We start from the raw sequence: 23,256 nt of genomic DNA on the forward strand, positions 1-23,256 counted from the left end.
ATTTCAGAAATAATAGATTCTTGCTGTATCAAGATAAAAAAATACTTATATTTCCTTCCTTTCATGTTGTACAATACAAAAAAGTAATGGCACATATAATAATGACAGCTTGCATATCTCTTAGCAATACGAAATATCAATGGAGGGTTGTGTATGGAAACATTATTGGAAAATATGATTACATATGAAGTTGGCATAAAATTAGTTATTGCAGCCACATTAAGTTTAGTAATCGGTATCGAAAGGGAATTAAAGAAGAAGCCAGTTGGATTAAAGACAAGTTTAGTGATCGCTACTTTCAGCTGCTTACTTACCATCATCTCCATTGAAACAGCCTACTCAACTCCTCCCAGAGAAGATATTAATATTACGATGGATCCGCTTCGTTTAGCTGCACAAATCGTTAGCGGGATTGGATTTCTTGGCGCGGGCGTCATTTTAAGACGAGGCAATGACAGCATTACAGGTTTAACAACCGCGGCCATGATATGGGGAGCTGCTGGTATCGGTATCGCCGTTGGAGCGGGATTTTATATGGATGCAACATTAGCTGTTGTAATCATTGTTTTCGGAATCGAAATTCTATCGCCCTTTCTCATGAAAATTGGTCCTAAACGCATTCGCATGCGAGAGATTTTATTAAAAGTACAAATAGATGATGACAACAATACAGAATCGTTTCTATTATTTTTAAAGGACAACAACATCATCATCGAAAATATTCGCATTAAAGATGTACATTTAAAAAATAATAGTGTTTTACACGAGTTGGATTTACGTCTATCCTTAATTGTTTCTGATAATTTATTGTCATTTTATCGTTCATTACGAGAACTATCCTATATAGAAAAAATCGAAATGGAAATTTTAAATTAGTTGGAGGATTTTTTATGGCAGAACTATTTAAACTACTAAAAGATGGCAACAAACCCTCCCTTATGGCGGCATTTGTAAATGCCTTTTTAGGAATTATCAAAGGAGCCGCCTTTTTCTTTACAGGTAATGTAGCCATGTTTGCAGAAATGATGCACTCTCTTGGTGACGCAGCAAACCAATTTTTTGTATATATAGGTTCGGCCCTTTCAAAAAAGGCACCTACTAAAAAGTTCCCTGGGGGCTTCGGCCGTATTGTCAATTTGGTATGCCTATTCGCCGTTATTATAGTAGCTATACTTTCTTACGAAACAATAAAAGAAGGCTGGCATCATTTCATTCACCCTGCCGGTGAGTCTAGTGGGGTACTTATTGCACTTGGCGTATTGTTAATAGGGATTGTTTTAGAGGGCACAGTACTGGCTAAAGCAGCTGTAGAAGTACTACATGAAGCAGGACAAGAGAAAGCTGGAATCACATCTATTATTAAAGCATTTCCTTTCTTAAATCGCGCAAAGCCTGCAACTAAATTAGTCTTTATGGAAGATTTAGTCGCTACAAGCGGGAATATTTTAGCCTTCGCCGCTATCGTGATTGCTTATTTTACAGGTTGGGGCAGAATAGAAGGACTTGTTTCGATGATTATCGGGGCGATGATGTTCTATGTTGTCGGTAAGGTTTTCCTCGATAATGCACGCGGCGTCATTGGAGAAACAGATGAAGAGATGTTAAATCATATCGCTCACCTTGTAATGGATGATCCGAACATTAAAGACATTGTTCGTCTTGAGGTAATTAAAGAAGGGGAATTTTTACACGTTGAATTAGTTGCTGAAGCAGACCCCCATCTATCACTTGCTTTTTTAGATGATGTTCGCGATCATTTAACTGAGGTCATATTAAGTCAAAAAGGGGTATCCAAAGTAGCGATTTTATTCGATGAAGATGATGGAAAAACTAACTGGGTACATGTCGGAGAAAGACCAAACAACACTATATAATCATAAAAAAACAAATAGCCAATTGCCGTATTTCAGGCAGTTGGCTTTCTTTTATACTAATTTTAAATGGTTGCGTCCGTCATCACTATTCACTTCATTTAGATCTTCAGGGATATTCTCGTACCCCACAAAGACATGATTGGTAATCATAAAAGTGAGCAATCGGTTACAAGCAATGGTCCTTCTTTTACCATTCTGTTGAATGACGATTTTCGAAAATTGTAATGTTGCTTGTCGATTCGCTAAAGCATATTCTTCTGCATTCTGAATGTCTCTACCATCGACATGACAGCCTAACACAAAATTACCAGCGAATGAATCCTTTAAAACGTTTGGATGCATGGAATGATAATGTACTTCAGCAATGGAATCTTCCATATTCATCAATTGATGGGCTACCAAATAATGCTTCAAAGCACCTTTTAGGTCAATTGCTATAGCAGTATCTGCTAAAATTGTTCGATAATACACCGTAACAATTTCAGCACCCCCTAGATACGGCTTTACTTCTACAACAATTTCTCCTGAAGGACGAACAAATAATTGTACAATTGCTTTATTTACACCATCTGAAAAAATAATAGTCGTTTGCCCAAAACGTAAGCTTTTGAATAATATACTCTGATCAACAATGTATCCTGTAATAATTTTATCATTTTCAATTTGCAGTGATTTTGCTTCAATTCCCAATACTTCTACACAATTTTGCATTTTATAAACATGCTGCTGAAACGGTATCTCGATACAGCTTAATGTAACGATACGGTCCTCTAGCAATTGTTTCAACATTTGATCCCTCTCCTTTTTGTTTAATAGTGTAATTATTTTAATAAAGATGACTGAACAACTTCTGAACACCCCTACATTAATTGAGCAATTACGACAAAAACCTATCTTTCCCCTTCATTCACAGAAGGTTTCACATAACAAAAATTTGATATTATAGACCAAAAGATACATTGAACAAAGTACTTTTATCACTACAAAACCCCCAAAAATATAATTACCTCCATTTTGTATCTATCCATTTCATTATACACCAAGGACTTTAGAAACATCTACGACATTATTCAACATAAATCGTTATTTTTTCTAAACCTTTCAACAAAAAAGTGTGAGACTATAATCACAGTCTCACACTCATACCTTATAAAGAATTTCGCAAAATTGTTCTGACATCTTCCTCATGCAATTTATTAAAGTTTCCAAATGGACCGTTCTGCATTGCATGCTCTACAATCTGTTCAAATTTCGAATCATCAATATGATAATCAGCCAAACGATCAGGTGCACCTAATGATGTCCAGAATGCTGATAAACGATCGATGCCTTCGTAAGCCACTTCTTCTGCTGTCTTGTTCGTTGCATCGACGCCAAATACACGTGTCGCTATACCGGCAAAACGCTCTGGATTGACTGGCACACTTAAGCGCATCCAATGTGGCTGAAGAATAGCTAAACCACCCGCATGTGGAATATCATAGACAGCCGAAACAGCATGTTCAATATTATGTGATGCCCAATCACCACGAGAACCAATCGATAAAAAGCCATTTAAGCCAATTGTTCCAGCTAATAGAATCGTTTCACGTAACTTAGTATTTTCTAAATCCTCTAGCAATTTTGGTGCAGTCGTAATGACTGTTCGTAATACCCCTTCACACATCTCATCAGTAATCGGGGTATTCGTTGTATTATGGAAATATTGTTCGAATACATGTGACATCATATCAACAATCCCATAAACAGTATGGTTTTTAGGTACAGTCACTGTATAGGCAGGATTGAGTATTGAAAATTTCGGGAACGCTGCTGGGCTACCCCAGCTTAATTTTTCCTCTGTAGCAGCATTGGTAATGACAGACCCCGAGTTCATTTCTGAGCCAGTAGCAGCAAGTGTTAATACTGTTCCTAATGGTAGGGCTTGCTCTACAACTACCTTACGTTTAACGATATCCCAAGCATCTCCATCATATTTTGCACCCGCAACGATTAATTTAGAACAATCGATAACAGAGCCGCCACCAACTGCCAGCACTAAGTCGATTCCTTCTGTTTTACAAATCTCAATACCACGTCTAGCTGTTTCTACACGTGGATTTGGTTCTACACCACTTAATTCAAAAATCGTTTTACCAGCCTGCTGTAATTTGTCCATGACAGCCTTGTACACACCGTTAGCCTTGATGCTTCCACCACCATAAACAACTAATACTTTTTTTCCATATAGCTCTAATTCTTTCGGCAGCTTTTCTAGCGCATCCTCACCAAAATGTAGCTTCACTGGGTTATAAAATGTAAATGAATCCATGTCATTCGCCCCTTTCTTCTTGGATTTTCTCATATTCCTGTTGAAGAAAGCAAAGATTACACTTTCGACATGTAATCATTATAAATTTTATGAATGTTCTCAGGGACAGGCATATTAATCTCCGCTAATTTTTCCTGAATGGCTTCGTAGCACTTCGTACAATTCTGTTTTTTATTTTGCGAGATTAAAAATTTTAACAAAAGAAACATATACTTTTCATTAAATTCATCTAGCTCTAGCAATTTTTGCAGGCAATTATATTTCAACAATGAATTAACAGAATTTGAATGGGCAATATATGTTTCAAGCACATGCATTACACCCTGCTTTAAACGAAGTCTCATTTGAATAGCCCATGAATATTCCTCCTCAGCTAAAAAATCACCTTCATAGCAATTCAATAGTTGTTGAATGGAATCTTCGTCATGCGCACTCTGTTCCAATAATTGGTTCAGATAATCAAAATCACTTTTAATTTCTACATTTAATTGATAGTGGTTATTAATTAATTGAATGGAATCTTGCATTCCATTTTCTTTTAGCAGTTTTCTTAATTGATAGATCGTCGTATGTAAATTACTTGTCGCCTTCTCAAAATCTAAATCTGGCCATAATTCCTCTATAATGACAACATTCATCATAGGCTTTTTTTGATGAAACCATAGATATAAAAACAGCTCGCGTGTCTTCCTAGTACGCCACTTAATGACCTCCTGCTTAGCATCGAGTAAATAAAAACTGCCTAAAGTATGCGCATATATAGAATTCTCATTACGAACGGGTTGTGTTTCTACTTGTAATTGCATTTTCTTCTGCGCTTTTACTAATGCATTGACCAGTCGTTTTTCATGGACAGGCTTTAATAAATAATCTGTTGCCTCTACTTCAAATGCATCCACAGCAAATTGTGCATGGGCCGTCACAAAAACTATTTGTAAGGATGGATGCTTTTCTAGCAATTGTTTAGCCACTTGCATACCATGCATATCAATCATTTCAATATCTAAAAAGACAAGATCAACTGACTCTTTTTCAAGAAAACGGAGGGCATCCGCTGCATTTGTAAATGCCCCCTTGATGTCAATCTGAAATTGCGTAAGCCGCTGTAGCATGATGCTTAAAACATCGATTGCCATTTTTTCATCATCAACAATAATTATGTTCATGCTCCACCACCCTCTGGTAATAAAACGACAATAGTGGTCCCTTTTCCTTCCTCGCTGTATAAACGTAAACTTGCATTTTTCATTAATTTGAATTTCTTTAACGGATTCATAAAGCCAATACGGGTACTTTCTTCATTTACCAGCTGATGAAGTTTTTCCTCAGGGATACCCACACCATTATCATAGATTTTAATGCGGACAAACTGCCCCTCACGCTGTACACTGATCTCTACTGTACCGCCCTCTTGTTTTTTAGAAATACCATGGAAAACAGCATTTTCAACTAATGGCTGAATAGATAATGCAGGAATCATTAAATGAATGGATTCATCAATATCATATTTAATCGTTAAACGATCACCAAAACGCATCTTTTCAATATATAAGTATGCTTTTACCAGCTCCATCTCTTCTTCAACAGAGACAAAGCTATTTCGATAATGGACATTAAGCTTGGCTCGGAAATACGTTGCCAAACAATAAAGTGCTTCACGAGTATTGTCCATATCCGTATAGCTCAAACCAATAATTGTATTAAGCGTGTTATACACAAAATGTGGCGTGACCTGTGAATACAAATAATTCATTTCTACTTCTATGGCATCTATTGAAGATTGACGAACAGCTAACAAAGATTCAATGCGAATAAATAATTCATCCATTGAAATAGGTTTTTGTAAGTAATCATTTGCACCAACTTTTAAAGATAACACTAAATCAGAGTGCTTCATGATTGCTGTTAAGATAATGATCGGCAATTCCAGCATATCATATTGTTTGCGTACTCGTTTACATAACTCATAACCAGACATCCCATTCATCATTAAATCTATTAACATACAATCTACTTTATTTGCTTTAATATAATCTACAGCATCAAAGCCATTATCAACAGCTATCACTGTATATCCTTTGACAGCTAATGCGTCAGCTAAAGCTTTTATATTGACATGATTGTCATCCACAACAAGTATTTTTTTATCATTTCCTTTATGAATAAGTGGTAAGTTAAGCTGGAGTACCTCAGTAGTTGTCTGTGTGACAATCGCAGGTGATTGCTCAATGCTAACATTTTCACCAGTTGCAAGTGGCATTGTAAACGTAAAGGTTGTCCCTTGTCCTAACGTACTTGTTACATGAATGTCACCATTTAATTTTTCTACAATATTTTTAGTAATACTTAATCCCAAACCGAGCCCTTCTTTTTTATGTTGATTATTTACTTGATAAAAGGCATTAAAGATACGATCTAAATCCTGTGCAGGAATGCCAACGCCTGTATCACTCACTTGGATCACCATATGCTCTTCATTGACATAAGCCGTCACTACGATTTCGCCATTTTCTGTGTATTTCATGGCATTATGCAGTAAATTATAGAGCACTTGCTTAAAGCGTAACTCGTCTGTCCATATAGCTGGCAGCGCTAAATCAACTTCAGCATGTAAACGGACTTGACTATTCTTAGGCATCACACTAAGAATTTCTTCTACTACCTCATTGACAACAGAGATAGGGACTTGACGAGGAGAAACTCTTACTTCACCCGTCATTTGGTTGGATGAAAACAATAAATCCTCTACTAAATGTCCTAAACGCTGTGTGACATTATGGATCAAAATGACTTGCTCCTGTTGCGTCCGCTTCAACGGTCCCTGCCCACCTTCCATTAAGGTTTTTGATAAATTTAAAATACCATTAAGGGGGGTACGTAATTCATGGGATGTTTTTAGTAGAAATTCATCCTTCATTTGATTGTGTGCTAGCAATTCTTCTGATAAAGTTTGGATTTTCTCAAATGCTTGATTAGCCCGGTAATTTAATAATGAAGCAAAGCCGAATAAGATCAGTAAAAACAGCACAAATTCTGTATAATCAATCGGTATACCAAATATAAAATTAATAACAAGTAAAATCGTATAACAACAAATAGCTGAAATAACGATTAATACATAACGAACACCTTCAAGTCGATTTAACATCACTCGAATCAGAATCCAAACATTATAGAAAATAACGGGTAACGTTACACTGATATACGCTATTTTCCTCAGGAACACCTCTAAATCAGAAGACGCTCTTGCATTTTGAGTAATTGGATTGTAAAAACCGTAAAATACAAAAACAACACTGAGTAAGGCCACAAGCATATAAATAACTTTTCTCTTTTGTAATTGTGGGTACATCGTATAAATAAATAATGTTAAAGAAAGGAGCGCTATTGGAATCGAACCTAGCTGTAAACGCAATTGATCGATTGGTACTATATCAGAAAATAATAGGAAAAATACTTTTTGATTAATAAACGACATATAAAATCCTAATGAAATCGTAAATAGGCCAAAAAACAGTTCTTCTTTACGTCTACGATTCTGTATATAGGTAAAAGTATAAACGACCCCAATAACGATATGCCCAATGCTGATTAATGCATCTAAAAACACTTTCCAATTATAATGCTGTTGAATAACCTTCTTTTTGCCAAATTCAATAGGATAGACGATACCAGGCTGAAAATTATTGTAGTTCACAACATGAATAATGATGTCTAATTCTTTATTTTCACTATAGGCGTAGACAGTATATCTATCATCATTTTCAGAGCCATATTCGCTTAGCACTGTACTTACTTTTCCTTTAGCCCCTACCTCTACACCATTTAAAAAAACACGATTAGCCTGTCGAATTGATCGAATATATAACCCATAAAATCCATCTTTCGGAACCTCTACTTTGACGTGGTAGGTGCCAACCTCAATCCCTTCTTCATTTGGCTGTACATATTTCCCCCAATCAAAAGGAACATCAAGTGTAAGCCGTGTATTTTCATAGTTATCAAGCTTTTCCCATGAAGGAATTAAGACATTAGGATAAAAAGCCCATTCTCCTTCTAGCTTTATTGGTTTTTGTAATTGCTCCTCCTCTATTTTTACAACACCTTCATGTACCGTTTGAAGATGATTATTGGAGAAATAATGCCAATTGCTAAAGAAAAAGACCATAACAAACAGCATGATAATACTCACAATAAGTAGGATATTCTTTTTCATTATCACGCCTCCGTAGACGAGTAAATTCTTATGTATGTTAACATCATATTGCTTATGTTTTTTTCAATCAACTCCTTTTGAATAGTAACATAGAATGTATGAACAAAATCTGAACAAGAAATCATTTGAATGAATGATAAATCTATTAAAAAAACAGGCTAAGGATTTTACCCTAGCCTGTTTAAACTATCATTATTTTGAAAGCTGTTCTTTGCCATCCTCATCAATAAAATATTTGTGAGAGTTAGCTGCTTCTTCGATTTCTTTGAAAGCCCAGTGTGTAGCTTTCACATCTGGGAAGCTTGGTTTTGCCACACCTTGTAATGGACCACGTTCAAACATGCGGTTCATCATCACAACAGCCTGTGCACGTGTTAACGCTGCATTTGGTGCAAAGCTTCCATCCTCAAGACCGTTGATGATGCCTGAGGCGCGATTTGCTTCTATGATCCATTGTGCCCAGTGGCCTTTTGTATCCTTGAATGTAATCGGCACACCTTCTTCTACAGAAAGCTGTTTATAGTTGGCTACGACTGCTGCCATTTCAGCACGTGTAATGTTGGCATTTGCATGGAAGTTGCCGTATTGATCACCATTCATAATGCCTTGTTCTTTTACAAAGGCAATCGCTCCTGCCGCACTATGATCTTTTGCTACATCTTTAAATGGTGCTTTATGGACTGCTTGTCCTTCTGTGTAGCCTAAAATACGAGCCATCATGATCGCTATCTGTGCACGTGTTACATTCTTATCAGGACCAAATGTGCCATTCGGGAATCCTTTAATATAAGCCTCGTGCTCACTTACCTCTGGTTTTTCAAATTGAATAATTGTAAATGTACTAAACTTCTCTACCGTGAAACGTAGACCCAGTTCACCCTTCGCCATTGTTACGACTTCAGGGAACACTACTTTTTTCTCACCATCAGAGTGTTCAATGAATACAGCTAATTGATCAAGGAATGCTTGACGCTCCGCTGCCACTGTTGGTACATTCACACCTTTTAAAGGTAGTGTTACTTGAACAGGACGACTTGGCATATTCGTTTCAATTGTCATCGGACGTGCTACAACATGTACATCATCACTTTCTAGTGTTTCACGTACGACTTGCTCTGCTTTTGCACGTTCCTCAATCGCTTGACGCTCACTTTCCTTCTTCACTGGTACTAAACGGAAGTAGAAGTTGTCGTCAATGCCTTCCATTGAGCTATGCGGAATCGCAATATGACCATTTTCAGTAGAAATTTCTAATGATAAACCATTGTCACGTAACGTTTGTAGAGATTGTTTTGGTACTTCTACCGTTACTTGATCCACTTCATCTTTGACATCAGGAATAACAATACGTGCAATGCTATTACCAATTTGTTTCGCTTTTTCTACTGCTTCTAGTGCTTGCGCTGGTGTTAAGTTGACAAAGTCTGTTACGTCACCATTCGCATGCTTCGTACGTTCAATTTCCACTGTTGTTTTTTCAAGTGGATTGTCACCGTCAATTTCAAGTTCTACCTGAATTTTTGTTTTTGTTTCACTTGGTGTCGGTGTTACCGGTGGTGTTGGATCTGGCGTCCATGTACCTCCGCCGCCTGAATTACCTCCGCCTGTATAGGCTTCACGGTATACTTTAATCGTGTAATGTTTCACATTGCCGTTTCCATCTGCCACTGTGATCACAATAATATTTTCCCCTACTTGTAGTGGAATTTGTTCAAGGGTACCTAGTTGTCCATTGACCGTTGTTGTCACCGAAGCACCTGGAATAATTGGTGTTGCTAAGAACGATAATTGTGATGTGGCATAATCAACGTTCATCGTATAATCTGTTACTTCTGAAGAGAAGCTTGGACTTAATGTGCCTTGAGATGGTATTAATGAGCCTAGACCTGGTGCCTGTGGTAGTGGATTCTTTGTAAGTGCATTTTGTGCTTTGGTTAAGGCTGCTAATGCTGCATCTACTTCTGCTTGTGTTGCATCCGGCTTAGCTAATATTGCCTTCGCTTCTGTTAGCTTCGCTTGATATTCTGTCCAGCTTGTTGGTGTATAGTTTACTTCTGTTAATGTGCCTTCTTCTGTCACTTTCGCTTGAAGGGCTGTTTTATCTACTTCTGACACTGGAACTAAGTCGTTTTGTGCTTTGGTTAAGGCTGCTAATGCTGCATTTACCTCTGCTTGTGTTGCATCTGGCTTAGCCAATACTTCTTTCGCTTCTGTTAGCTTCGCTTGATACTCTGTCCAGCTTGCTGGCGTATAGTTTACTTCTGTTAATGTGCCTTCTTCTGCTACTTTCGCCTGAAGGGCTGTTTTATCTACTCCTGGTACTGAAGGAACCAAGTCGTTTTGTGCTTTGGTTAAGGCTGCTAGTGCCGCATCTACCTCTGCCTGAGTTGCATCCTGTTTAGCCAATACTTCTTTCGCTTCTGTTAGCTTCGCTTGATACTCTGTCCAGCTTGCTGGCGTATAGTTTACTTCTGTTAATGTGCCTTCTTCTGCTACTTTCGCCTGAAGGGCTGTTTTATCTACTCCTGGTACTGAAGGAACCAAGTCGCTTTGTGCTTTGGTTAAGGCTGCTAGTGCCGCATCTACCTCTGCCTGAGTTGCATCCTGTTTAGCCAATACTTCTTTCGCTTCTGTTAGCTTCGCTTGATACTCTGTCCAGCTTGCTGGCGTATAGTCTACTTCTGTTAATGTGCCTTCTTCTGCTACTTTCGCCTGAAGGTCTGTTTTATCTACTTCTGATACTGGAACTAAGTCGTTTTGTGCTTTAGTTAAGGCTGCTAATGCTGCATCCACCTCTGCTTGTGTTGCATCTGGCTTAGCTAATATTGCCTTCGCTTCTGTTAGCTTCGCTTGATATTCTGCCCAGCTTGATGGTGTATAGGCACTTTCTGTTAATGTGCCTTCTTCTGCTACTTTCGCCTGAAGGTCTGTTTTATCTACTTCTGATACTGGAACTAAGTCGTTTTGTGCTTTAGTTAAGGCTGCTAATGCTGCATCCACCTCTGCTTGTGTTGCATCTGGCTTAGCTAATATTGCCTTCGCTTCTGTTAGCTTTGCTTGATATTCTGCCCAGCTTGATGGTGTATAGGCACTTTCTGTTAATGTGCCTTCTTCTGCTACCTTCGCCTGAAGGGCTGTTTTATCTACTTCTGATACTGGAACTAAGTCGTTTTGTGCTTTAGTTAAGGCTGCTAATGCCGCATCCACCTCTGCTTGTGTTGCATCTGGCTTAGCTAATACTGCCTTTGCTTCTGTTAGCTTCGCTTGATATTCTGTCCAGCTTGATGGTGTATAGGCACTTTCTGTTAATGTGCCTTCTTCTGCTACCTTCGCCTGAAGGGCTGTTTTATTTACAATTGATTCTTCAAAGTCACTTACAGGCACACCATTTGTCCCTTTTAAGTTTCCTAATCCATCATATTTGATCGTTACTTCTTTACCTGTTAAATCTTTATCAACTGGTAATGAAATAATAACTTTTTTCGCATCAGTTGGATCAACTTTAAAAGTCGCATTTTTAATATTCTCTCCGCCAACTGTAATCGTAAATCCTATTCCACTAATTGAGGAGGCGATGTCTTTGTCAAACGTCAGGGAAATTTGATTGCCCCCTGCTTGTGCTTGCTCAAGTTCTGCACTTGCAAGTTTTGGAGCAGGTGAAGCAAATGTGAAATATTGCCCATTGGCTAATGTCACGTTTGCTGCATAGTAGTTAACACCGTTTATCATGATTTTAGTTAATGTTTTTTCTTGTTTAATGCTAAATGTTTCAGTGTCACTTACCAAAAGTGTTGCATCTGCATCAACCGCATCTGCTGGAATAGCAATTTGCACCTGTCCAACATTATTTGTGTTTTGTACTTTCCAAATACGCTCTGCATGACCTTTTTCTGTTGTATCTTCAATTGGTTGTGTAAATGTTAGAGCTTTACCATTATCACCCCAAATTAAATATTGCTTGTCAGTCAGTGGGTTCGTATTTTCAGCATTCGTTCCTGCCAGTGCACCTAAACCAATTGCAACTTGTGGTTTATCTGCGTTAATACTTTGACTTTGCTTTTGAAGCAAGTCCTCTGCATCGTCTCGCCCGATCCCCGCGATATTGCTCTTATAAATAGGGTCAGCATTCCAAACAGGATTACCGTTTGTATCAATGTAATCGCTATTGCCACCATTCAACGTGATCCCATACTTTACAGCTAAGTAGCTCTCTATCTTTGGCGCATCTGCACTTGTTAATTGGTCATACAAAATAATCTCGGCGACATCACCGCCAAAGCCATGCCAATCACTGCCGCCGCCATTCGTAGCCCCTACAACAGGATAGAATTTGAATTCGGAAAAACTATTATTCCGGCTAAAGCTTGCTACTTTACCGTCTATTTTAGCCGAATGATTATTTGAAGCAGCGAGTTCATAATTGGCAAGCTGATGTCGGGTCCTATCCACAGTTCCAAAATAGTCATAAGTTACGGAAATTCCAGGCCCCGTAACAAAAGCATTTCCAAAACCACCTATTATAATCACACCATTTGCTTGGATATTACCATTTCCATCTAATCTCTGATCTTTTGCCCCGACTAAAGCACCTGCACTGTCGGTAGGGTTCTTATAGACCGCAAAACCCGATCTGAAAGTAATTTCCTTATCCCCAATCAATTTGGGTGAAACGGCATAATGTTCAGTAGTCACAGCATTGTTTTTAAATTTGACACTCGGATTAAAATTCACTCCGTTTGTATTCACTTCAGGAGTCTTTATTTCTTGTCCCTCAGGTACATCAAGAGTAAAGTTAATAGGCTCGAAAGATTGATCTTCCCAACCAGTCAGCAATCCGGCCTGTTGTCTCAGTCCTTCATTGGCTTTTAACCAAAGGACAGGTTGTTTATTTTTTATTCCACCTGGAGCTACCTTAGATTTCCATACCAAAGCTTTATTTTCGCCATATGCTGCAATAAGATCTGGAATGTTGTCAGCAAATAGATTCTTTAGTCCTGTCAATCCTTCTGTAGTTGCTTGACCAAACTGCACTCCCGGTTTCATACTATTTGCGGTAATACCTGCTTTTCCATCAAAAACACCGTTTAGAGTAACAAGCGTAGTACCTTGCAAAATAACGTTTCGCTCGGTTGCTTGGCCAGATACATCGACCGTATTACCTGTGATTTGTGCATTGCCGGAAAGCATGAACCGACCTCCCGATTCGACATCAACGCCTCCCCCACTATTACTAGTGATTTGGCCGCCGCTCATACTAAATGTTGCACCACTAGCATTAATTAAGATTGCACTTGTTCTCGATTTCAAATCTAAACTTAGGTCCTTATTACCCGTAACTTCTCCACCAGTCATTTCTACAACCGCATTACTGTTGTTGAGAATAATTGCACTTCCTACAACTGAGCTTTCATTGTTACGTAATATAGCACCATCTTTAATAATCAGTTTTGCATTACCGACATTGATTATTCTTCCAGCAGCTGTAGTTCCCTCAAGGCTGCCGTCAATAATAATATCTTTTAATGTAAGCTGGCCCAATTGAAGATCTATAAGCGATGTTTCTCCCGAGCCACGACGAATCACAGCATCAGCAGGCTCGACTCCCGGAGCTGCAGTGATCGTAACATTTTTGTCAAGAGCCATATTAAGGAATTTTTTATCTCTTCCGACCATCATAACTTTCAATGTGATATCGTCCATGACATATATCGTTCCCTCATTGTCCACCTCTTGATAGGCCTTGTGCAATGAATTATAAGGACTCGCCTCTGATCCATTACCTGTAGTGTCATCGCCTCCATTAGATACATAAACAACATCCAAAGAAGCAGCATAACTTACCGGCATTCCTCCAACCAGAAAACTACTGATCACTAGCACTAACGAGAGCATCAGTGCTAATGAACGTTGCCACCATTTTTTCTGTTTCCTCTCCATTTTTAAACCTCCATTCAAAAACTCTTTTATTTCAATTATTTTCGCTACTCCCTCCTATAATTCTAGTATTTTCAACACATTCTAATGTACTATATTGTGTCTGAACAAAATCTGAACAAAAGGCTCATTATACTGGTTTTATCTAATCGTAATAGTTCATCTGTTCAGATTTTGTTTAGGCTGCATCTGTATAGTTAGGGTTACTTTAAGGAAAAGGGATTTTGCTATGGTTATGCTTATAATTGTCGTTTTTTGTTGTATCCTGTTGATCGGGGGAATCATTACGTTTAAATATCTTCAGGTACGGAGAGTTCGGCAGGAGAAAAAAATGATGTTAGAGCAGCGACTTGAACATCTTATTTATACGAATAAACATGAAAAAAACGAGCCATCCGATTAAGGAATGACTCGTTTTTCGATCTATTGCTTACACCCATCCACGGAAGCGAGAAGCTTCTGCAGTACGGCGAACACCTACCATGTAAGCTGCTAAGCGCATGTTGATGTTACGTGTTGTAGCTGTTGTATATACATTATCAAATGCTTCAACCATTTTTTTGTATAGACGTTCTTCCACTTCTTCTTCTGTCCAGTAATAACCTTGGTTATTTTGAACCCATTCAAAGTAAGAAACTGTCACACCACCAGCAGAGGCTAATACGTCTGGTACAAGTAAAATGCCACGCTCTGTTAAGATTTTAGTTGCTTCTGCAGTTGTTGGACCATTTGCTGCTTCTACTACGATATTGGCTTTAATATTGTGAGCATTGTCAGCAGTAATTTGGTTTTCAATTGCAGCTGGCACTAAAATATCACAATCAAGCTCTAATAATTCTTTGTTTGAAATTGTGTTTTCAAATAAAGTTGTTACTGTTCCGAAGCTATCACGACGATCTAATAAATAGTCGATATCTAAACCTTCAGGATCATGAAGTGCACCATAAGCATCTGAAATACCGATTACTTTTGCACCTAAATCATGCATGAATTTCGCAAGGAAGCTTCCTGCGTTACCAAATCCTTGAATAACAACGCGAGCACCTTTAATATCAATACCACGTTTTTTCGCTGCTTCTTCGATTACGATTGTAACACCTTGTGCAGTCGCACGGTCACGACCTTGAGAACCACCAAGTACTAGTGGCTTACCTGTGATAAAGCCTGGAGAGTTGAATTCATCCATGCGGCTATATTCATCCATCATCCATGCCATAATTTGTGCGTTTGTAAATACGTCTGGCGCAGGAATATCTTTTGTTGGTCCTACGATTTGACTTACTGCACGTACGTAGCCACGGCTTAAACGTTCGATTTCGCCCATAGACATTTGACGAGGGTCACAAATGACACCGCCTTTACCACCACCGTATGGTAGGTCGACAATACCACATTTCAATGTCATCCACATTGAAAGCGCTTTAACTTCCTCTTCAGATACTTGTGGGTGGAAACGAACCCCACCTTTTGTTGGGCCTACTGCATCATTATGTTGTGCACGGTAACCAGTAAACACTTTTGTTGTACCATCATCCATTTTCACTGGGATACGTACTTGGAGCATGCGAAGCGGTTCTTTTAGTAATTCATACATTGCTTCATCATAGCCAAGTTTATTTAGAGCATCTTGAATGACATCTTGTGTTGATGTGAAAAGATTTAAGTTTTCAGACATTATTAAATCGCCTCTTTGTTTTTTTTAATGATAGTTATCGGCATCATTGTAACATACTTCCGAATTAAAATGTGAACATTTTGTTAAAGTTTAAATACTTTTTCAATTTGTTCGATTGACCAATCTAAATCCTCTTGAGAAATCACTAGTGGTGGTGCAAAACGGATAACTGTATCATGTGTTTCTTTACATAATAAGCCTAGTTCTTTTAGTTTTTCACAGTATGGACGAGCAGCCTCTGTTAATTCCATACCGATAAATAAACCACGACCGCGTACTTCTTTAATGACTGGGTTGTTAATTTCTCTTAATTTACCTTTGAAATATTCGCCAAGCTCATGAGAACGCTCTGCTAATTTTTCATCAAGTAAAACTTTAATAGATGCAATAGAAACTGCACATGCTAAAGGATTACCACCAAAAGTTGAACCGTGTGAGCCTGGGTTGAAGACACCTAAGATGCTACGGTTTGCAGCCACACAAGAAATTGGGAATACACCGCCACCTAGTGCTTTACCTAGGATGTACATATCTGGCTCTACTTCTTCCCAATCACAAGCAAACATTTTACCAGTACGTGCTAAACCAGCTTGAATTTCGTCTGCGATGAATAATACATTGTTTTCACGGCAAAGTTCACGAGCTGCTTTTAAGAAACCTTCTGGAGGAATAACGATACCAGCTTCACCTTGAATTGGTTCAATTAAAAATGCAGCAGTATTTGGTGTAATAGCCGCTTTTAATGCTTCAAGATTACCGTAATCTACTAGTTTAACGTTTGGTAACATTGGACCGAAGCCACGACGGTATTCTTCATCAGAAGATAAAGATACAGCTAGCATAGTACGACCATGGAAGTTACCATTACATGCGATAATTTCAGCTTTACCATCTTCTACGCCTTTTACATCATATGCCCAACGACGAGCTGCTTTAAACGCAGTCTCTACAGCTTCAGCACCTGTATTCATTGGTAATACCATTTCTTTATTTGTTAATTTACCTACTAGCTCATACCATTCACCTAGGTTTTCACTGTAAAATGCACGAGAAGTTAACGTTACTTTATCTGCTTGCTCTTTTAAAGCAGCGATAATTTTTGGGTGACGATGACCTTGGTTTACAGCTGAATAAGCAGATAACATATCTAAGTATTTGTTGCCCTCTGGATCTTTAACCCAAGCACCCTCAGCCTCTGAAATTACGATTGGCAGTGGATGATAGTTTGCTGCACCAAAATTTTGCGTTTGTTCAATAACTTGTTGACTTTTTGTCATATCCTGTTCTCTCCTAACTAAATCATAATAAAAACTCTATGGAAGAAAGGGACTATGTATCTCTATAAGTAGAATGATTAACCAATAATTCAAACGGTAAATTTGTTCACTTCTCCAAAGTAAACTACCATGTCATGTTACGGTTTTAGCCAGAGGTAGCATTACCTGGAGAAGTGTCCCAAATTCATTTGAAATGCCTCAATTTCTACTTATTTGAACAGCCCTAACGTCAATTTGAAAATTAAAGCATTTCTGAAGTTGTTTTAGCTTGCATATGCAGTTGTAGGTAGTCTGGACCACCAGCTTTCGAGTCTGTACCTGACATGTTAAAGCCACCAAATGGTTGGTAACCTACGATTGCACCTGTACAGCCACGGTTGAAGTAAAGATTTCCTACATGGAATTCTTCACGAGCTTTTTCTAAATTCATACGGTTCTTCGTGATAACTGCACCTGTTAAGCCGTATTCTGTGTCATTTGCGATGTCAATTGCTTGGTCAAAGTCTTTTGCTTTTGCAATCGCAACAACTGGTCCGAAGATTTCTTCTTTCATAATACGAGCTGAAGGATCAACGTCAGCGAATACTGTTGGTTGTACGAAGTAACCTACTGAATCGTCAGCTGTACCACCAGCTACTAGACGGCCTTCGCCTTTACCGATTTCAATGTACTCAGTAATTTTGTTGAAAGCGGCTTGGTCGATAACTGTTGCCATGAAGTTGCTGAAGTCTGTTGGGTCTCCAACTGTTAAAGCGTTTGTTAATTCAACCACGCGCTCTACTACTTGGTCATACACATCTTCTACGATGACTGCACGAGAACATGCTGAACATTTTTGACCTGAGAAACCAAATGCTGATTTCACGATCGATTGTGCAGCTAGCTCTAAATCCGCTTCTTTATCGACAACGATTGTATCTTTACCGCCCATTTCAGCGATAACACGTTTAATCCAAATTTGACCTTCATTTAACACAGAAGCACGTTGGTTAATACGTAAACCAACATCACGTGAACCTGTGAAGCTGATGAAGCGCGTTTTTGGATGATCGACTAAGTAGTCACCTACTTCAGCACCAGAACCTGGTACGAAGTTAACAGCTCCTGCTGGAAGACCAGCTTCTTCTAATACTTCGATAAATTTATATGCTATAACTGGAGTTGTTGACGCTGGTTTTAATAACACTGTGTTCCCTGTTACTAATGCAGCTACTGTTGTACCAGCCATGATTGCAAATGGGAAGTTCCAAGGAGAAATCACGATACCGATACCTAATGGAATGTAGTCATAACGGTTGTATTCACCTGGACGGCTTTCTACTGGGTGGCCATCTTTAATGCGTAGCATTTGGCGACCATAGTATTCCATGAAGTCGATTGCTTCTGCAGTATCTGCATCAGCCTCTGCCCAAGGCTTACCAGCTTCTTTTGTTAATAATGCAGAGAATTCATGTTTGCGACGACGGATAATCGCTGCTGCTTTGAAAAGAACGTCTGCACGAATAGCTGGATCAACTTTTTTCCAAGTCTTAAATGTTTCATCTGCTGCTTGCATTGCTTTTTCAGCTAAATCTTTGCTCGCTTTTGAAACGCGACCAATTACTTCTGTTTTCTTTGCAGGATTGTACGAAACGATTTTATCTTCAGTTGTAATGCGTTCGCCACCGATAATTAGTGGATAGTCTTGACCTAAGTAACCTTCAACTTTATTTAAAGCCTCTACATAAGCATTGTAGTTTGCCTCTTGTGAAAAATCTGTGAATGGTTCGTGTTTGTATGGAATCATACTTAATCCTCCCTTGTGAGATCTATTTGGGTATGCAAAAAACATTGACGCAAAATATCTTTGCGTATAAAATATTCTTACACTTATTATAATGCAAAATTTCGTTGCATATTTCAAGTAAAAAATTTTTGAGGTGCACTTTTTTATGAAAATTTCTGAACCTTTACTACCTTTTTATGAGTTTATTGCAACAAATGTATCCGTTGGTATTCATGCAGTAGACCTATCTGGTAAAACAATTATTTACAACACAAAAATGAAAGAAATTGAAGGATTTCATTTTGATGAACTTGCAGATCGTTCGATTATTGAAATGTTTTCCTTCCGTCAACACGAAAGTACATTAATGCGTGTTTTACAAACAGGAAAAAAAGAAATCAATGTAAAACAATCCTATTGGAATAAAAATGGCCATGAAATTACAACAATCAATGATACTTTTCCACTTTTTGTTGAAGGTAAGCTGATTGGAGCAATCGAATTTGCTCGTGATATTACTTCTTTGGAAAAGCTTGTTTATCAACCCCTTCGTCGTTACGATGAACCCCTAACATTTGATATGATTAAAGCTGACTCTGAAGCAATGAAGCAGGTGATCGAGAACGCTAAAAAAGCTGCTGCCGTAAAATTACCTGTCTTATTAATTGGCGAATCGGGCACTGGGAAAGATTTAGTTGCTGAAGGTATTCACCATGCTGCTTCTCCGGATCCTGACGCCTTCGTAACACTCGTTAGTCGCCGCTCAGCTCAATCGGTTCTTGATAAATTACAACAGCTTTTAGAAGAAGATAAAGAGTATACCTTTTTCTTTGAACGCATAGATTTTCTGAGCTTAGACATTCAAGAGCAGCTGTTAGATATACTACAATCGCTTCCCCAGTCCAAATATATGCTGATTGGAAGTGTAGGTAGTGACCCTATTACATTGATTGCCGAGAAAAAGCTGTCAAAGTCTCTTTATTATTTCTTTGCAACAATGGCTATTACCATTCCTAATTTAACGGATCGAAAAGAAGATATTCTTCCATTTGTCGAAGATTATTTTAGTCGACATCGAGAACGATTTGCCTCACAAGTCACTGAACTTGCACCAGATGTACAAGAATTATTTTTACAATATGATTGGCCAGGTAATTTAAAGGAACTTGAGCTACTACTCGATGAAATTGTGTCCTTTATGACAACGGAGTCCACTGTTACTTCAGATTTATTGCCTTTACATTTCCGCTTCAAAGTACAACAGCAAGACACAAACAATCGAGAGCCCGAGTTCTTTATGTTTCATCAAAATCATAATGTCATGCCGCTTGATGCTTATTTGCGTGAAGCCGAATCATATTATGTGCAAAATGTCTTAAATTTATATGAGGGCAATATTACAAAGGCAGCAAATGCGCTTGGAATGAGCCGACAAAACCTACAATATCGAATTCGCAAACTAAAAAAACAATAGTAAAAAAACGAGGATACCTTCATTCGAAAGTATCCTCGTTTTCTTATTGACCGGATTGTTCAATCCAGTCCTGTAATTTATCTTTTAAGGAATTAAAACCATTTGCATCCGATTCATCTACACGGTCCTGCAATGATTTGCGTGGTGGTGCATCTTTTTTTCTTACTGTTGCTGGGCGATCCTGTAGCGCTCTCATCGATAAACTTATCTTTTCGGCCTCTTCATCGATTTCAAGTATCTTAACCTCTACTTCTTGCCCAACAGCTAAAAATTCACTAACGTCCTTCACAAAGCCGTATGTTATTTCCGAAATATGCACAAGGCCTTGCGTATTGTCATCTAATGCAACAAATGCACCGTATGGTTGAATACCTGTAACTTTTCCGGTCAACACGTCTCCTAATTCATATTTTTTTACCATAACCTTTGCCCACTTTCTATTTGTTTGCTACGTATATATCGCTTAAATTATAACATACGAGTAAAAACGGGGCAAAAAATCTCCTTACTCGGAAATGGCTGTAATGATGCAACGTTTTTCACCTTTTCCTGTAGTCACTGTACCTAACTGGAAGGTTACATGCTGACCAATTAGTTGAACTGATTCTGGCTTAACACCAGCTTTAATGGTTGTATGAGAGGCATCTGTTGCATAAAGAATTGTAAAATGTTCCATCCCATCAAATGGAGACACTTTACTTAAATCGACATCTTGAGATAGTAACTGCTTAGCTGTTTCTTGATCACCTTTACCTTGTGCATATAAGAATAGGCTTACAACGTTTATTGGGTTCAATGATTCTAGAATGCTATCATCTTTACTTGTTATATAGGCATTGTAAAGGGATTCAGTTTGATAAATCCATCGAAAATCAATACGCAAACTTGTTGCACCATCTTCTGATTGTCTGTAGACATCATTACTTAAACGAGAAAGCTCTATCCCAATATCCTGTTTTGTTAGCTGATCTAGTGTTTTGGATTTCCCACTTCCCTTAAATTCTTCAACGATGAATTGTGCGGTCAAGCGCATCGATTCTCCATACTTCCCATTTGCCGTATCCTTTAATAGCTTTATATGTTCGGGTGAGTATCTCATTTTGTCATCAATACCTTTTAATAATACAAGCCAGGCATTTTCGAACTCTTTGTTTAAATTTCGCAATAGGTTATCGAGTCCTGATGTTGATAGGTCATTTACTAATGTTCTTTCGTATAACTTTAAAATACGAGCAGATTCTTCTGCAGAAAATCGTAAATCCTCACCATTGAATAAAGAGCCCATAGCTAAATATTTAAAATAACCTAATACATCAGGATGAAGACGGTCAATAGATACTGGTGCATCCTTCATAAAAATGGGATTTGTTCTAAAACTATAGTTTTGTCCATCATAAGACAACTCAAAATATTGTTTTTTGGCCGTTGCAATTAACTGATTTAGCTCTTTAGGATAATCGTTCTTTTTTTGTGACAACATTGTATTATAGTGGGAAAGCTCATTTGTATAATATTGTAAAACACCTTTCGTTGGGTAGTAATATTTGCTAAAGAAATATCTAGACTCGCCAAATGACATCGGTTTTTTGTTCTTCTCAATTCGCTCAATCATTTCTCGAGGTGTTTGCAAACTATCTAGTATTTCTTGCTCTAACTGCGTTAAATATTTTGAATCATAAGCCATTCTATTTAACACTATTTTTTTATTTTTAGCTTTATCATTGTATATATAGTCCGCCGTTTCAACAAACGAAAGTTTCTTAAAGTCATCCTCAGGTATATTCAACTCAATGCGTGTTTTTTCACGTTTCTCTTGATACTTCTTTTGTAAACTAGAGAACCACTCTTCATAGCTGCTTTCAATCTTTTCTTCATCTGACTGAACGAATGCTGAAGGATACATATAAGACGAAATTAAAATACCTACCAAGAGCACACTGGCAATGCTAGCGATCCATACAGCCGTTTTTTGCCACTTTGCAGAAGGCTTTTGAGCCATATTGACGCTTTCTAAAGATTCTCTTGCGTAATCCTCGGCATCAATTTGCTGAAGAACTCGTTGTGGATCTAACTGTGATTCCATTTGCTCATAGGATTTATTCAGTAGTGCCATACGTTGCTCAAATTGCTTATCATCCATTTTCAACACTCCCCTCCTGCATTAACGCTGCCTTTAGCTTTTCTTTCGCACGTAATAATCGCACTTTGACCGTAGATAATGAAATATTTAAGACTTCAGCGATTTCTTCGTATTTTAATTCGTGGAAATAATACAAGACGAGAGGATAACGGTATTTTTCATCAAGAGCTTGAATAGCACTGTGTAGATGCCTGTCCTCTTCGAACAAAAGTACATTATCTTCTGCTGATGAATAGGCATTTTGTTGCTGAGCATGGAGTTTGTCCTCTTTTGCCTGCTGTCGTTGTTCCTTCCGATAGTAATCACGTGTTGCATTTAAAGTGATTTTATAAAGCCACGTTGTAAATCGATCCTGTTTAAATTGATGTAAAAACCGATACAGTTTCACAAATACTTCCTGTGAAACATCAGCTAAATCATTTGTATGTACACCACATTGAAAGGCAAACTTTTCAACGGTTCGTTGATGAATGCGGATAAGTTCAATATAAGCATCTTTATCCCCTTGCTGTGCCCTCGCTATTAACTCAGCTTCCGTCAACATGATCCCTCCTTTTGTTAATGGAACGAAACTTCTCATCCAATTGTTA

At 38.1% G+C, this 23,256-nt stretch carries 14 protein-coding genes; 3 read left to right on the forward strand and 11 right to left on the reverse strand.

Going from position 1 to position 23,256, the window contains the following annotated elements; genetic code table 11:
• The first annotated feature begins 153 nt into the window (after positions 1–153).
• Together OU989_RS17295 and OU989_RS17300 are read left to right on the forward strand one after the other, a co-directional pair.
• The gene (locus OU989_RS17295; protein ID WP_274794200.1) at positions 154–876 is read left to right on the forward strand and encodes an MgtC/SapB family protein; all 723 of its coding nucleotides are present in this window, start codon (positions 154–156) and stop codon (positions 874–876) included.
• 14 nt (positions 877–890) lie between these two features.
• Positions 891–1,874, forward strand: coding sequence for a cation diffusion facilitator family transporter (locus OU989_RS17300; protein WP_274794201.1), 984 nt, complete (start codon positions 891–893; stop codon positions 1,872–1,874).
• Between the two features lie 51 nt (positions 1,875–1,925).
• Here the strand turns inward: OU989_RS17300 and OU989_RS17305 are convergent, their stop codons facing one another.
• The 8 genes from OU989_RS17305 to pruA all read right to left on the reverse strand — a co-directional run bounded on the left by OU989_RS17305 (position 1,926) and on the right by pruA (position 19,073).
• A complete protein-coding gene (locus tag OU989_RS17305; protein WP_274794202.1) occupies positions 1,926–2,663 on the reverse strand; it encodes a hypothetical protein in 738 nt (245 codons plus the stop codon).
• A 358-nt stretch (positions 2,664–3,021) separates the two neighbouring features.
• A complete protein-coding gene (locus OU989_RS17310; protein ID WP_274794203.1) occupies positions 3,022–4,185 on the reverse strand; it encodes an iron-containing alcohol dehydrogenase in 1,164 nt (387 codons plus the stop codon).
• A gap of 56 nt (positions 4,186–4,241) precedes the next feature.
• Positions 4,242–5,351 carry a response regulator gene (locus OU989_RS17315; RefSeq protein ID WP_274794204.1) on the reverse strand — a complete coding sequence of 370 codons (1,110 nt, stop codon included), beginning with the start codon at positions 5,349–5,351 and terminating at the stop codon, positions 4,242–4,244.
• Positions 5,348–8,401 (reverse strand): sensor histidine kinase, encoded by a 3,054-nt coding sequence (locus tag OU989_RS17320; protein ID WP_274794206.1) that lies wholly within the window; start codon positions 8,399–8,401, stop codon positions 5,348–5,350. Before OU989_RS17320 ends, OU989_RS17315 begins: the two co-directional genes overlap by 4 nt.
• Before the next feature lie 192 nt (positions 8,402–8,593).
• Positions 8,594–14,338, reverse strand: coding sequence for a DUF8202 domain-containing protein (locus OU989_RS17325; RefSeq protein WP_274794207.1), 5,745 nt, complete (start codon positions 14,336–14,338; stop codon positions 8,594–8,596).
• A gap of 427 nt (positions 14,339–14,765) precedes the next feature.
• Positions 14,766–16,010 carry a Glu/Leu/Phe/Val family dehydrogenase gene (locus OU989_RS17330; protein ID WP_036119847.1) on the reverse strand — a complete coding sequence of 415 codons (1,245 nt, stop codon included), beginning with the start codon at positions 16,008–16,010 and terminating at the stop codon, positions 14,766–14,768.
• An 83-nt stretch (positions 16,011–16,093) separates the two neighbouring features.
• On the reverse strand, positions 16,094–17,287 hold the full coding sequence (locus OU989_RS17335; protein ID WP_274794208.1) for an ornithine--oxo-acid transaminase: 1,194 nt from the start codon (positions 17,285–17,287) through the stop codon (positions 16,094–16,096).
• A gap of 241 nt (positions 17,288–17,528) precedes the next feature.
• The gene (gene pruA, locus OU989_RS17340) at positions 17,529–19,073 is read right to left on the reverse strand and encodes an L-glutamate gamma-semialdehyde dehydrogenase (protein ID WP_274794209.1); all 1,545 of its coding nucleotides are present in this window, start codon (positions 19,071–19,073) and stop codon (positions 17,529–17,531) included.
• 145 nt (positions 19,074–19,218) lie between these two features.
• Between pruA and OU989_RS17345 the strand changes: the two genes are divergently transcribed.
• Complete coding sequence (locus tag OU989_RS17345; RefSeq protein ID WP_274794210.1) at positions 19,219–20,526, forward strand: AAA-type ATPase lid domain-containing protein; 1,308 nt, start codon at positions 19,219–19,221, stop codon at positions 20,524–20,526.
• Positions 20,527–20,569: 43 nt separating this feature from the next.
• Here the strand turns inward: OU989_RS17345 and yugI are convergent, their stop codons facing one another.
• From yugI to OU989_RS17360, 3 genes are all read right to left on the reverse strand, one after another.
• Complete coding sequence (gene yugI, locus OU989_RS17350) at positions 20,570–20,947, reverse strand: S1 domain-containing post-transcriptional regulator GSP13 (protein WP_004228409.1); 378 nt, start codon at positions 20,945–20,947, stop codon at positions 20,570–20,572.
• An 84-nt stretch (positions 20,948–21,031) separates the two neighbouring features.
• A complete protein-coding gene (locus OU989_RS17355) occupies positions 21,032–22,666 on the reverse strand; it encodes a hypothetical protein (protein WP_274794211.1) in 1,635 nt (544 codons plus the stop codon).
• Complete coding sequence (locus OU989_RS17360; protein ID WP_274797372.1) at positions 22,659–23,207, reverse strand: RNA polymerase sigma factor; 549 nt, start codon at positions 23,205–23,207, stop codon at positions 22,659–22,661. Before OU989_RS17360 ends, OU989_RS17355 begins: the two co-directional genes overlap by 8 nt.
• Positions 23,208–23,256 lie beyond the last annotated feature (49 nt).

It is taken from the genome of Lysinibacillus irui, assembly GCF_028877475.1.
In the GTDB taxonomy this organism is placed as follows: Bacteria; Bacillota; Bacilli; order Bacillales_A; family Planococcaceae; genus Lysinibacillus; species Lysinibacillus irui.

What these genes read in the sequence shown, in the direction of transcription:
- OU989_RS17295 (WP_274794200.1), top strand. Translation starts at nt 154, where the DNA reads ATGGAAACATTATTGGAAAATATGATTACATATGAAGTTGGCATAAAA.
- yugI (WP_004228409.1), bottom strand. Translation starts at nt 20,947, where the DNA reads ATGGTAAAAAAATATGAATTAGGAGACGTGTTGACCGGAAAAGTTACA.
- OU989_RS17345 (WP_274794210.1), top strand. Translation starts at nt 19,219, where the DNA reads ATGAAAATTTCTGAACCTTTACTACCTTTTTATGAGTTTATTGCAACA.
- pruA (WP_274794209.1), bottom strand. Translation starts at nt 19,073, where the DNA reads ATGATTCCATACAAACACGAACCATTCACAGATTTTTCACAAGAGGCA.
- OU989_RS17315 (WP_274794204.1), bottom strand. Translation starts at nt 5,351, where the DNA reads ATGAACATAATTATTGTTGATGATGAAAAAATGGCAATCGATGTTTTA.
- OU989_RS17310 (WP_274794203.1), bottom strand. Translation starts at nt 4,185, where the DNA reads ATGGATTCATTTACATTTTATAACCCAGTGAAGCTACATTTTGGTGAG.
- OU989_RS17305 (WP_274794202.1), bottom strand. Translation starts at nt 2,663, where the DNA reads ATGTTGAAACAATTGCTAGAGGACCGTATCGTTACATTAAGCTGTATC.
- OU989_RS17325 (WP_274794207.1), bottom strand. Translation starts at nt 14,338, where the DNA reads ATGGAGAGGAAACAGAAAAAATGGTGGCAACGTTCATTAGCACTGATG.
- OU989_RS17320 (WP_274794206.1), bottom strand. Translation starts at nt 8,401, where the DNA reads ATGAAAAAGAATATCCTACTTATTGTGAGTATTATCATGCTGTTTGTT.
- OU989_RS17335 (WP_274794208.1), bottom strand. Translation starts at nt 17,287, where the DNA reads ATGACAAAAAGTCAACAAGTTATTGAACAAACGCAAAATTTTGGTGCA.
- OU989_RS17330 (WP_036119847.1), bottom strand. Translation starts at nt 16,010, where the DNA reads ATGTCTGAAAACTTAAATCTTTTCACATCAACACAAGATGTCATTCAA.
- OU989_RS17300 (WP_274794201.1), top strand. Translation starts at nt 891, where the DNA reads ATGGCAGAACTATTTAAACTACTAAAAGATGGCAACAAACCCTCCCTT.
- OU989_RS17355 (WP_274794211.1), bottom strand. Translation starts at nt 22,666, where the DNA reads ATGGATGATAAGCAATTTGAGCAACGTATGGCACTACTGAATAAATCC.